Source organism: Gottfriedia sp. NPDC058432 (assembly GCF_042721555.1).
In the GTDB taxonomy this organism is placed as follows: domain Bacteria; phylum Bacillota; class Bacilli; order Bacillales; family Bacillaceae_G; genus Gottfriedia.
In genome coordinates this window covers 16,029-27,700 of record NZ_JBHXLC010000040.1, presented here as the reverse complement: position 1 = coordinate 27,700, position 11,672 = coordinate 16,029, and the positions used below count along the sequence as shown (strand labels likewise).

The following is an 11,672-nucleotide window of genomic DNA, read 5'->3' as shown; positions in this document are numbered from 1 at the left end:
GCTAATTAACTATTCCACCAAGATGACAGAAAGCCTCTGAATGGGCTAATTGTCTTCCTGGTGGAATTTTTTTTTTCTAAAAGGTAGGAAGTGAAGTGAATTTGTGGGAAATGTGATCGAAACTTAGACAATATTTCTCAGTCTGTGTAAATAGGTTAAAGGGTACAGTGCAAAGATATGTAATAACATTTAAAAAATTGAAATTGAGGCGAATAAGTAATGTCAAAAAAAATACATGAATTTAATGATATGATGAGAAAACTTCGGAAAGATTTGTTTGGAAAGGGTCCGGAGCGGATTCATACAGTGTTTGTTGAAAACATGGCCGTTTCAACATTATATGGTAATTTGACACCAACTGAAAAATTTATTTCCGGAACAATGAATGGGGCAGAAATGGTTCATACTGCACGAACAAAAATGATTCAAGAATTGTACTTAAATAACCCTCCAGAAGGTTTAGAAGAACTTGTTGGCGCAAAATTAGTCCATCTATTTTCAGATATGAAAGTTGAAGAAAATATAGGCATTTCAGTTTTTGTATTTGATCGAAACATTGTATAGAGAAGCGAAAATGCTTAATGTTAAACTTTTATGTCAACAAAATCAAATAAAGAATCTTTTTATAGGGGAAAAAATGGAGGAGACAAATGTTTGGAACGAGTTGGTTTAAAAACCGAAAAATGCTGATCAAGCTTTATCAAACTTTATTAAATATATCTTTATTTTTACTGAGTTTGATTCTTGCGTATTTCCTTTTTAGAGAACTTTATTATATTTTTAACGATATTTTATTAGGAAATAAAAATGTTCATCAGATTTTTAGCAAAGTTTTAATATTTTTCTTATATTTTGGATTTATATCAATTATTGTTCAATATTTCAAAGAAAATTATCATTTTCCAATACGCTATCTTCTATATATCGGGATTACAGCGACTATTCGTTTTATTATTGTAAATGGAGAATCGGCCCATAATCTTTGGTTAGCAATTATTATTTTAGTACTAACAATTAGTTATATTATTTTACCTTTTGGGGAATCGAGAAATGGTTAAATTGTCCCTATAAAGTAGCAGAAAAATTTTTACTAAAAATAAAGCAGTTTAACCCAACCTTAAGGTTGAGTTAATTTAATTATACTTTGACGACAATATCCATAGATTAACTTGAACAACCAGAACTTGAACAACTCGAACTAGAACACGAAGAGTGAGAACCACTAGAACATGAAGAATGTGATGAACTAGAGCATGAAGAGTGCGAGTTATGATGATGACTATCATTCTTGCTTGAACAATCATTTGAACTTTCATTTAATGCAAAAAATGAATTTGTAGCTAAAAATGTTGAGTTAATATGGCCATCATCTGATTTTTTGCTAGAAGATGGACGTTTAGATGAATTTGGGTAAGATTTTTGTGATTGGTCTTTTGTTCTTGCTTCTTCATTTTCTTTTTCTACTAAATTTTTTTGAATTCTAGCAAACTCGTTTAAAAAATTATTTTTAGTATGTGAGTTTAAATGTGAAACGAAACTTTTTGTTTGAATTGTTTTGCTCGATAAATATTCTTGAACTTTAGTATTTTTATAATTAACAACTAAACTTCCTAAGACATTGGTATTTACAGATGTCGTTTCAAACAAAGTATTATATAACAAATTGTAAACAGCCCTAGCATCGCTTCGATCGGTTATAGTTACATCATCTTTATGAATATTTGGTTCATGGTGTATCATTTCACCACAAAAAGCCTTGCAGAAGTTATGATAACTTTTCGTAAATAAAATCATTTCGTGCCAGATTTTATCAACTTCTTGACTATACATTGGTACGTTTTCAAAGATTGCAGCCATTAAGAAAAAGCGCTTTAATTCACTTTCAATAAAGGAATATTTTTCTTTGCTCCAACCTTCTTTTTCAATAATTCTTTCTTTAACATTAGCTAGGAAATCCATTTTCCATGCGTTTTCTAGTCTAGAAACGAACGATAAATTAACGAAGTTAGAATTTACTTTTAAGTCGTTTGTATTAAACTGATTGTAAAGATTGTTATAAAATGCATTATCATTTTTTATTTTCTTTTTTAAAAATCTTCCGAAAATTTTTTTCATATAAACCTCCTTTTATTTATTGTATTACAATTATATAATTAAAAAATAAACAAAAGAAGAAAATTGTTAAGATAAGGAAAACTTAGAGATCGAATAGGCAATTGGATAAACCAATAATAATATGCACATCCACATTATTTACTACGTATTTATTCAATTAACTGCGAAGTTTTTTGCTGTGTAAAAATATGGTACAATCTATCTGATATTTACATTTTTAAAGGGGAAATATCAAGTAGAATTAATGAACTAGAATTGGTTTGTTTTTTTAGTTCTAAAACGAGGTAATTACAATTTGTTGGAGGGTTTCAAAGATGACACAAGAACAAGTAATACCGGTTGTATCAGGGCAAAGGATTACTCCATTTCTTACGTTTAGTGGGAATGCGGAGGAAGCAATGAATTATTATGTTCGTACTTTTCCGAATTCAAAACTCGTTTCTCTTCGAAGATATACGAAAGATGACCGAGGTGTTGAAGGGAAAATTCTAAATGGCATTATTGAAATTTTAGGACAGTCTTTTATGGTATTGGATATGGAAAAAGAACATTGTCCTGAATTTACTTGGGCTGTTTCATTTTACTTAGAATGCAATGACGATGCGGAGTTTGATTTAATTTTTGGCGGATTAAAGGTTGATGGGAAAGTACTTATGGGGCCAGTAGAAATGAATGATTTTAGTAAGGTTACATGGGTTACTGATTGTTTTGGCGTTACTTGGCAGCTAGTGTTAAGAAAAAGATCTTAACAATCGGCGAATTATTCCTTTTTCTGTTATTCAACAAGTTATTAAAAGATGACAAATGGACAAGTTTTCTTAAATAATAATTTATCGATAAATATTTTGAATATTCCTACAAGTTTTAATAAAAAAATATTTTTTAAAAATAATAATCTGAAAATATTGAAGTTTACTAATTGTTGGCATATAATGTAATCAGATACTAGTTTATTAGAGAAAGTAAGTAAGAGGTATTAGCGATATGGCAGAGCAAAGTCAACGAATAGGTCGAACAGCTATGATGCTTGCTTTGACTGATCAAGAAGAAGAATTAATGAAAAATGAAAACGTTGTATGGTGTGTAGGTAAGGTCGGCACAATGGATGCTCAAAAGGTCGTTGCTGCGATTGAAACCGCTGCCAAACAAAATGGTGTAATCAATGGAGCTCTATATAGAGAAGTTCATTCATTATATCATGCAACACTTGAAGCGATTCAAGGCGTAACAAGAGGTCATGTTCAATTAGGTGATGTTCTTAGAACAGTAGGACTTAGATTTGCTGTTGTTAGAGGTAAACCTTATAAAAACGTAAACGAGGGTGACTGGATTGCAGTTGCACTATACGGAACGATTGGTGCTCCTATTAAAGGATCGGAGCATGAATCAGCAGGACTCGGCATTAATCACATATAATTGCCCATAGTTTATTAGATGATAGGGGGCTATGATTCGTAAGTTACTATTTACGTCTCATAGCCTCTTTCTGTGTTTTTTTTGACAAAATTCGGAGGTGTTTTTTAATGGTAACTTTAACTGGTAATAGCTTAACAATGGAACAAATGAAAAGTATTTTATTCGAAATGGCGTATGTAAAAGCGAGTGAAGATAGCTTAGTAGCGGTAAAAGCATGTAGAGAAAAGGTTGAAGAAATCGTAAATAATGGCAAAGTCGTTTATGGTATCACAACAGGTTTCGGAAAATTTAGTGATGTATTAATTGAAAAAGAAAATGTTTCAACACTTCAATATAACTTAATAGCTTCTCATGCATGTGGAGTTGGTGAACCGTTCCCTGAATTAGTTTCAAGAGCGATGTTAGTACTTCGTGCAAATACAATGTTAAAAGGTCACTCTGGTGTACGTTTAGTAGTAGTTGAAAAATTACTTTCATTAATTAATGCTCAAATTCACCCAGTTATCCCATCTCAAGGATCATTAGGTGCAAGCGGAGATTTAGCTCCTTTATCTCACTTAGCTTTAGTTTTACTTGGTGAAGGTGAAGTTTTCTATAAAGGAAAACGTATGGAAACAGCAGAAGCTTTAGCTAAAGAAGGAATTTTACCAATTACTCTAGAAGCTAAAGAAGGTTTAGCTTTAATTAATGGTACACAAGCAATGACAGCAATGGGCATTCTTACTTATCTTGAAGGTGAAGAATTAGCTTATCAAAGTGAATTGATTTCTTCTATTACATTTGAAGCATTAAACGGCATTACAGATGTTTTTGATGAAAGAATTCATATTGCTCGTGGATATAAAGAACAAATTGAAGTAGCAGAACGTTACCGCAATATTTTAGCAACTAGTCAATTAACGACTAGACAAGGTGAAATCCGAGTTCAAGATGCTTATACATTAAGATGTATTCCTCAAGTTCATGGAGCAAGCTGGCAAGTACTGAACTATGCAAAAGAGAAGTTAGAAATCGAAATGAATGCAGCTACTGATAATCCATTATTATTCGGAGATGATGTATTCTCTGGTGGAAATTTCCATGGTCAACCAATCGCATTTGCAATGGACTTCTTTAAATTAGGTGTTGCTGAGTTAGCAAATATTTCTGAAAGACGTATTGAACGTTTAGTTAACCCACAATTAAATGATTTACCACCATTTTTAAGTCCAGAACCAGGATTACAATCTGGTGCAATGATTATGCAATACGTTGCGGCTGCTTTAGTTTCTGAAAATAAAACATTAGCACATCCAGCAAGTGTTGACTCAATTCCTTCTTCAGCTAACCAAGAAGACCATGTAAGTATGGGGACAATCGGTGCACGTCATGCTTACCAAATTCTACAAAACGCTAGAAGAGTTTTAGCAATCGAATGTATTTGTGCAATGCAAGGTGTTGAATATAAAGGAATTGACAAAATGTCTGAGACAACTAGAAAGTTTATGGAAGATGCTCGTAAAACAGTTCCATCAATTACTAGAGATCGCGTATTCTCAAAAGACATTGAAAAATTAACAACTTATTTAAAAGAAAATTTCATAGCAAAAAACTATACAAAACAAACACAAATATAAGAAGAGGTGGTATTAAAATGGAAATCACAAAAGGATCTTTAAAAGCGCCAAGAGGTACTGAATTAAACACTAAAGGTTGGGTTCAAGAAGCAGCACTTCGTATGTTATTAAACAACTTAGACGAAGAAGTTGCAGAAAGACCAGAAGATTTAGTTGTATACGGTGGAATCGGTAAAGCTGCAAGAAACTGGGAGAGTTTTGATGCAATTATTGAATCATTAAAGAAATTAGAGAGCGATGAAACATTATTAGTTCAATCAGGTAAACCAGTTGCAGTATTCAAATCTCATGAAGATGCACCACGAGTTTTACTAGCAAACTCAAACTTAGTTCCAAAATGGGCAACTTGGGAACACTTCCGTGAATTAGATGAAAAAGGCTTAATGATGTATGGTCAAATGACTGCTGGTAGTTGGATTTACATCGGTACTCAAGGTATTTTACAAGGTACTTATGAAACATTTGGAGAAGCTGCTAAACAACATTTCGGTGGTAGCTTAAAAGGTACAATTACAATTACAGCAGGACTTGGCGGTATGGGTGGAGCTCAACCTCTAGCTGTAACAATGAATGGTGGAGTTGTAATCGGTATTGATGTTGACGAAACTAGAATTCAACGTCGTATTGACACTAGATATTGTGACGTGTTAACACACGATTTAGAGGAAGCATTACAACTTGCTACTGAAGCTAAAAACGAAGGAAGAGCTTTAGCAATCGGATTAGTAGGTAATGCTGCTGAAATTTTACCTCAATTAGTTGAACGTAATTTTGTACCAGATTTAATTACTGACCAAACTTCTGCACATGATCCATTAAATGGTTATTTACCGATCGGAATGTCTATGGAAGAAGGAAAGAAACTTCGTGCCCAAAATCCAGATGAAGTAATTAAACGTGCAAAACATAGTATGGCAGTTCATGTTGAAGCAATTTTAGCGATGCAACAACGTGGCGCTCTTGCGTTTGATTACGGTAACAACATTCGTCAAGTTGCTTTAGATGAAGGCGTTAAAAATGCATTTGATTTCCCTGGTTTCGTACCTGCATTTATTCGTCCATTATTTTGTGAAGGTAAAGGTCCTTTCCGTTGGGTAGCACTTTCTGGTGATCCAGAAGATATTTACAAAACAGACGAAGTTATTTTACGTGAATTTGCTGATAACGAGCATTTATGTAACTGGATCCGTATGGCTCGTGAAAAGGTTGCATTCCAAGGTCTACCATCACGTATTTGTTGGTTAGGCTACGGTGAGCGTGCTAAATTCGGTAAAATCATTAACGAAATGGTTAAAAATGGTGAATTAAAAGCGCCAATCGTAATCGGTCGTGACCATTTAGATTGTGGTTCAGTAGCATCTCCAAATCGTGAAACAGAAAGCATGAAAGATGGTAGTGACGCAGTAGCTGACTGGCCAATCCTAAATGCACTTATTAATGGTGTAAATGGCGCAAGCTGGGTAAGTGTACACCACGGTGGTGGAGTAGGTATGGGTTATTCTTTACATGCTGGTATGGTAATCGTTGCTGACGGTACGGATGCAGCTGCAAAACGTATCGAAAGAGTATTAACTTCAGATCCAGGAATGGGTGTAGTTCGTCACGTTGATGCAGGTTATGATTTAGCTGTTGAAACTGCAAAAGCAAAAGGCGTAAACATCCCAATGATGAAGTAGGTGTTAGAATTGAAAGCAGATATTCTATTAACAAATATTGGTCAATTATTAACGATGGATCATGGTAATGGTCCAATTCATGGAAAAGACATGAGTAATCTACCTGTACTAGAAAATGCAGAAATTGCATGGAAAGATGGGGAAATTATTTATATCGGTCAAATGAACGAACAGAAAATTGATGCAAAAGAAGTAATTGATTGCCAGGGAAAACTAGTCACTCCAGGATTAGTTGACCCTCATACTCACGTGGTCTTTGGAGGATCACGTGAGCATGAAGTTAGTTTGAAATTACAAGGTGCTTCTTATTTAGAAATATTAGAAATGGGTGGCGGGATCCATTCTACTGTAGGTCAAACTAAATTAGCTTCACATGAGGATTTAAAAAAGAAAACAATTCATCACCTAAACAGAATGCTTTCATTCGGTGTAACAACAGTTGAAGCAAAAAGTGGTTATGGACTTGATGAAGAAACTGAATTAAAACAACTTCGAGTTGCTAAAGAATTACAAGCTGAGCATGATATTGATTTAGTTTCAACTTTCTTAGGTGCGCATGCAATACCTAAGGAGTATAAGGGAAATGAAGAAGCTTTCTTAGAAAAAATGCTATCTTTATTAGATGTTATTAAAGAGGAAGAACTTGCTGAATTTGTAGATGTATTCGCTGAAACTGGTGTATTTTCAGTAGAACAATCAAGAGGATTTTTACTAAAAGCAAAAGAACAAGGCTTTAATGTTAAAATTCATGCCGATGAAATCGATCCTCTAGGTGGTACTGAAATGGCAGCTGAAATTGGCGCTATTTCCGCTGATCATCTATGTGGAGCATCTGAAAAAGGTGTAGAAATGCTTGGTAAGAGCAATACAATCGGTGTCATTTTACCGGGAACTACTTTCTATTTGAATAAACCAGAATTTGCACCTGCAAGAGCGATGATTGAAAATAACGTAGCAGTTTCATTAGCAACTGATTTCAACCCAGGAAGTTGCCCGACTGAAAATTTACAATTAATCATGACAATTGCAATGCTTAAATTAAAAATGACGCCTGAAGAAATTTGGAATGCCGTTACGATTAACTCATCACACGCGATTAATCGTGGAGACCAAGCTGGTAAGCTAAAAATTGGACGTAAGGCAGATGTCGTTATTTGGAATGTACCAAACTATACTTATGTACCTTACCATTTTGGTGTAAATCATGTAGAATCAGTATTTAAGAATGGTAAATTAGTAGTAAGTAGGGGTGAACACGATGTCGCTATCACATCTTAAAAAAGCAGGAGATGCAAATTTCATTGATTCAAAAGTAACAAAAGCAAATGAAATCATCTCTGCATGGAATGGAACAGAAGCATCCAATTTCTCAATTATCGGTGTACCATTGTCTAAAACATCAATTAGTCATTCAGGCGCAAGCTTTGCACCTGCTTCAATTCGAAAAATGCTAAGTAGCTACAGTACTTATCATATCGAAGACCAAATTGATTTAAAGGATTTCAATGTAACTGATTTTGGTGATATTACGATGCATGTGACTGATTTTGAAGAGTCAAGAAATCGTATTAGATCTACAATCTCTGAATTGCTAGGTCAATATAAAGAAACGATGCCAATCATTTTAGGTGGGGATCACGGAATTAGTTTTCCAAGCATTTCAGCTTTTGCAAAAGAACGAGGAACAGTAGGAGTTATCCAATTTGATGCTCATCATGACTTAAGAAATACTGAAGATGGTGGACGTTCAAACGGTACACCTTTCCGTAGCTTGATTGACGAAGGCATTCTAAAAGGTGAACATTTAGTTCAAATTGGAATCCGAAATTTTTCAAATAGTGCTCCATACACTGAATTCGGTGTAAATAACGGTGTAACAATCTACTCAATGCGTGATGTTCGCGAATTAGGTATCTCAAAAATTATTAAAGAGAGCATCAACCATTTAGTAGACAAAGTAGATGCAATTTACATTAGCCTAGATATGGACGTACTAGACCAAGCATTTGCTCCTGGTTGCCCAGCAATTGGACCTGGAGGAATGGACAGTCAAACTCTATTAGATGGTATCTGTTATCTAGCATCACATCCAAAAGTTACTGGAATGGATATTGTTGAGCTTGACCCAACAATCGATTTCCGTGACATGACAAGCAGAATCGCAGCACATGTTATCTTAAACTTTCTTGTTGAGAAGGTTAAACTGTTAAATAAGTAAAATGAGAAACTCGTAAACTTCTTTGTTTACGGGTTTTTTGTTTTGTTCGGGCGGGTGTGTTCATAAAATTTGTAAAAGTGTAAATAAGAGATGTGTGGCTGCAATTAAATTTGGTAATAGTGCAAATAAGAGCTTGTTAGGTGCAAATAAGGGTCGAAGTGCAATTGAGAGCTCCCTAGCAGCAAATAAAAGTCGAAGTACAAATAAAAATATAGAAACTGCAATTAATATTGGTTAAAGTGCAATTAAAAATAACAAAACTACAATTAAAATTGTGAACAGTGCAAATGAAAATTTCAAAACTGCAAATAAACATAGAATACATGTTCTAAAAAAGCAAATCATGATGTTTTTTGTTCTTTTAATCCAATATATCGATATTTGATGGCACCAAGTTTGCTTGTTATAATCAAAATAAGAACAAATATTCGGCGAGAGTTTCAAAAATAAAAAAATGTATAAAAGAAAGTAGGAGGAACAGTTTTGGAAAATAGCATAAAACAAAGAAAAATAATTTTGGATTTAGCAGTTACATTAGATGGTTTGATAGAAGGGAAAAATGGAGAAGTTGATTGGTGCATAATGGATCCTGAAATGGAATTCACAAATTTCTTGAATCAAATAGATACTATTTTATATGGTCGAAAAAGCTATGATTTGTGGGGGAATTATATTCCAAGTATAGACGACTCTGAATCTGATAAAGAAATGTGGAATTTAGTACATAGCAAGGAAAAATATGTGTTTTCCAGAACTCAATCAAATGATGAAAATAATGCAACATTTATAAATGAAAATATAATTGAAGAAGTAAATAAATTAAAGGAAAGGCCCGGCAAAAACATCTGGTTGTATGGAGGTTCAAGCCTTATTACATCATTTTTAAATCTAGGGCTAGTAGATGAAATTAGATTATCAATTCATCCAGTTATATTGGGTGAAGGAAAACCTTTGTTTGTTGAAATAAAACAGAGAAAGAATTTAAACATGATGAATACAAGAACGTTTTCTTCTGGAGTTGTGCAGGTAACTTATCATTTGAAAGAAGAATAAGTTTCTTAAGAGGATTATATTTGGGTATATAAAGTAGTTTTGAACTTTCCTTCAGCTGTTAATTTTGGAGAAATTAATTTTATAGAAGTTTCTCATCTAAAAGAAGAGTTTAGTCCATTTTATATAGTATTGAGTAAAAAGGAACTGAATGAACCACTCTTATTAAAAAGTGAGAATGAATTGAATAGTGCAGAATTAAATCAAATGGCTTACTGGAAACCTAATAGAATAGGTGAAGTTTTATTTAATCATTGGGACTAGTTCTAAAATACTTAATAATACAATGTTATTATTCAGCTAAAGCTAGTAGTTCGTTAAAGATAAGGAGGATTGAGTATGAACCCATGGAAATATCAAACAACAAACGATTATTTTGATTACTTAGATTTTCACGATTGTATTGTTGAAGATATAAAAATAGAAAAAGATATTGTTACTATTTATTTTGAGTTTATTTATATCTCTAAAGATCATCCTCTAAATCCTTATAAAGTAGCGAAATGAACAGATCAATGTAAATTGACTTTCTATAATGTAAAAATGAGTGAAGCAATTATCTATTTAGATGATGATAAGGAAAAAGAAGTCCAACTTTTAGACTTGGATGAGATGGAATTTTTAGAGTTTAAGCAACTACATGTTGATCAAGATTTCGTATATGAAATGTTTGGCTCTGATGGGAAAACACATCATTTTTGTAGCATTAAACTCAAGGCGAAAAGTTTTAAATTGAAGTGGAATGAATTCACTGAAGATGCGTGGTATGTTTGACCTATATTCAACTAAACAGTATTTAGTTTGATTTAACGCTCTCTTCAAATGAGGTGAAAATTCATGTGTGATGAAGAAAAAAAGAAGATATGGAATATTTTAAGTTGATTAAAGGTGTATCTAATGAAGAAATAGACAAAATTGAAGCGAAATATGGGATAACCTTACCAAAAGATTTTCGGGAATTCTATCAGTACAAAAACGGAAGTGGTTACCATTTTCATATTTTATATCCTAAGTGTGAAAATGATAATATTGAACCTTTTTATTTGTTTTCATTAGATGAAATGATAGATGAAAAAGAAGCTTACTTTAGTGATCATGAATTAATGAGTGATTATTACGAAGAAGATGAAATTAATAATTTAGATAAGAGAATTAAACCTTATTTAAAGAATAAAAAATGAATACCTTTCGCAACCTTAGCTGACGGAGAATTATATTTAATTCTTAACTTTAACCCTACAAACAAAGGAACTGAAGGGCAAATAATCTCGTATATACATAACCCTGACTTTGTATATTTTGTTGCAGATAATTTTACAGATTTACTTAAAAAATCAAATGAAAATTTGAAAAATAATTGGGGAGAAATTGATTATTAAAATTAACTTATTATAAAACGACAGTAATATACTTACGTTTTTATTTTTTAGTATTTTAATTAGCAATGTAGATAACCAGTTCATAATTTTTATTTGTCTCACTGAAGTAGGAATAGATTTACACTGTTATTTACTGCTCTTTTACTTAGAAAAACTTAAAAACAATAAAAATACAGAGGGAAATTAAGAACGAATTGCTTTG

At 32.8% G+C, this 11,672-nt stretch carries 14 protein-coding genes and 1 pseudogene; 14 read left to right on the top strand and 1 reads right to left on the bottom strand.

What is annotated here, in order from left to right:
- Positions 1-219 precede the first annotated feature (219 nt).
- Together ACFWM3_RS23885 and ACFWM3_RS23880 are read left to right on the top strand one after the other, a co-directional pair.
- Entirely contained in the window at positions 220-564 is a 345-nt protein-coding gene (locus ACFWM3_RS23885; protein ID WP_056477273.1) for a Na-translocating system protein MpsC family protein, read from the top strand.
- 86 nt (positions 565-650) lie between these two features.
- Complete coding sequence (locus tag ACFWM3_RS23880) at positions 651-1,058, top strand: phosphate-starvation-inducible protein PsiE (RefSeq protein ID WP_056477276.1); 408 nt, start codon at positions 651-653, stop codon at positions 1,056-1,058.
- 106 nt (positions 1,059-1,164) lie between these two features.
- Here the strand turns inward: ACFWM3_RS23880 and ACFWM3_RS23875 are convergent, their stop codons facing one another.
- On the bottom strand, positions 1,165-2,115 hold the full coding sequence (locus tag ACFWM3_RS23875; protein ID WP_390313189.1) for a glycine-rich domain-containing protein: 951 nt from the start codon (positions 2,113-2,115) through the stop codon (positions 1,165-1,167).
- A gap of 314 nt (positions 2,116-2,429) precedes the next feature.
- Here ACFWM3_RS23875 and ACFWM3_RS23870 point away from each other — a divergent pair, with 314 nt between their 5' ends.
- The 12 genes and pseudogenes from ACFWM3_RS23870 to ACFWM3_RS23815 all read left to right on the top strand — a co-directional run bounded on the left by ACFWM3_RS23870 (position 2,430) and on the right by ACFWM3_RS23815 (position 11,470).
- Positions 2,430-2,864 (top strand): VOC family protein, encoded by a 435-nt coding sequence (locus tag ACFWM3_RS23870; RefSeq protein WP_056477281.1) that lies wholly within the window; start codon positions 2,430-2,432, stop codon positions 2,862-2,864.
- Between the two features lie 235 nt (positions 2,865-3,099).
- On the top strand, positions 3,100-3,531 hold the full coding sequence (gene hutP / locus ACFWM3_RS23865) for a histidine utilization transcription antiterminator HutP (protein ID WP_025671549.1): 432 nt from the start codon (positions 3,100-3,102) through the stop codon (positions 3,529-3,531).
- 107 nt (positions 3,532-3,638) lie between these two features.
- A complete protein-coding gene (gene hutH / locus ACFWM3_RS23860) occupies positions 3,639-5,147 on the top strand; it encodes a histidine ammonia-lyase (RefSeq protein WP_387366946.1) in 1,509 nt (502 codons plus the stop codon).
- 17 nt (positions 5,148-5,164) lie between these two features.
- Positions 5,165-6,823, top strand: coding sequence for a urocanate hydratase (hutU, locus tag ACFWM3_RS23855; protein ID WP_056477287.1), 1,659 nt, complete (start codon positions 5,165-5,167; stop codon positions 6,821-6,823).
- Positions 6,824-6,877: 54 nt separating this feature from the next.
- Positions 6,878-8,101 carry an imidazolonepropionase gene (gene hutI, locus ACFWM3_RS23850; RefSeq protein WP_390313192.1) on the top strand — a complete coding sequence of 408 codons (1,224 nt, stop codon included), beginning with the start codon at positions 6,878-6,880 and terminating at the stop codon, positions 8,099-8,101.
- Positions 8,082-9,041, top strand: coding sequence for a formimidoylglutamase (gene hutG, locus ACFWM3_RS23845; RefSeq protein WP_056477290.1), 960 nt, complete (start codon positions 8,082-8,084; stop codon positions 9,039-9,041). The genes hutI and hutG overlap by 20 nt, the downstream gene beginning before the upstream one ends.
- 94 nt (positions 9,042-9,135) lie before the next feature.
- Positions 9,136-9,279: a hypothetical protein gene (locus ACFWM3_RS23840; protein WP_390313187.1), complete on the top strand. Its 144-nt coding sequence runs from the start codon at positions 9,136-9,138 to the stop codon at positions 9,277-9,279.
- 245 nt (positions 9,280-9,524) lie between these two features.
- The gene (locus ACFWM3_RS23835; RefSeq protein WP_390313185.1) at positions 9,525-10,094 is read left to right on the top strand and encodes a dihydrofolate reductase family protein; all 570 of its coding nucleotides are present in this window, start codon (positions 9,525-9,527) and stop codon (positions 10,092-10,094) included.
- A 39-nt stretch (positions 10,095-10,133) separates the two neighbouring features.
- Entirely contained in the window at positions 10,134-10,355 is a 222-nt protein-coding gene (locus ACFWM3_RS23830; protein WP_390313183.1) for a hypothetical protein, read from the top strand.
- A gap of 75 nt (positions 10,356-10,430) precedes the next feature.
- Entirely contained in the window at positions 10,431-10,598 is a 168-nt protein-coding gene (locus tag ACFWM3_RS23825; RefSeq protein WP_390313181.1) for a hypothetical protein, read from the top strand.
- Between the two features lie 15 nt (positions 10,599-10,613).
- Positions 10,614-10,865 carry a hypothetical protein gene (locus ACFWM3_RS23820; RefSeq protein WP_390313179.1) on the top strand — a complete coding sequence of 84 codons (252 nt, stop codon included), beginning with the start codon at positions 10,614-10,616 and terminating at the stop codon, positions 10,863-10,865.
- Between the two features lie 89 nt (positions 10,866-10,954).
- Positions 10,955-11,470, top strand: a pseudogene (locus ACFWM3_RS23815) (SMI1/KNR4 family protein).
- Positions 11,471-11,672: the final 202 nt, after the last annotated feature.

Coding starts and splice junctions, on each gene's coding strand:
- hutG (WP_056477290.1), top strand. CDS start 8,082: ATGTCGCTATCACATCTTAAAAAAGCAGGAGATGCAAATTTCATTGAT.
- ACFWM3_RS23885 (WP_056477273.1), top strand. CDS start 220: ATGTCAAAAAAAATACATGAATTTAATGATATGATGAGAAAACTTCGG.
- ACFWM3_RS23870 (WP_056477281.1), top strand. CDS start 2,430: ATGACACAAGAACAAGTAATACCGGTTGTATCAGGGCAAAGGATTACT.
- hutH (WP_387366946.1), top strand. CDS start 3,639: ATGGTAACTTTAACTGGTAATAGCTTAACAATGGAACAAATGAAAAGT.
- ACFWM3_RS23875 (WP_390313189.1), bottom strand. CDS start 2,115: ATGAAAAAAATTTTCGGAAGATTTTTAAAAAAGAAAATAAAAAATGAT.
- ACFWM3_RS23880 (WP_056477276.1), top strand. CDS start 651: ATGTTTGGAACGAGTTGGTTTAAAAACCGAAAAATGCTGATCAAGCTT.
- ACFWM3_RS23825 (WP_390313181.1), top strand. CDS start 10,431: ATGAACCCATGGAAATATCAAACAACAAACGATTATTTTGATTACTTA.
- hutI (WP_390313192.1), top strand. CDS start 6,878: ATGGATCATGGTAATGGTCCAATTCATGGAAAAGACATGAGTAATCTA.
- hutU (WP_056477287.1), top strand. CDS start 5,165: ATGGAAATCACAAAAGGATCTTTAAAAGCGCCAAGAGGTACTGAATTA.
- hutP (WP_025671549.1), top strand. CDS start 3,100: ATGGCAGAGCAAAGTCAACGAATAGGTCGAACAGCTATGATGCTTGCT.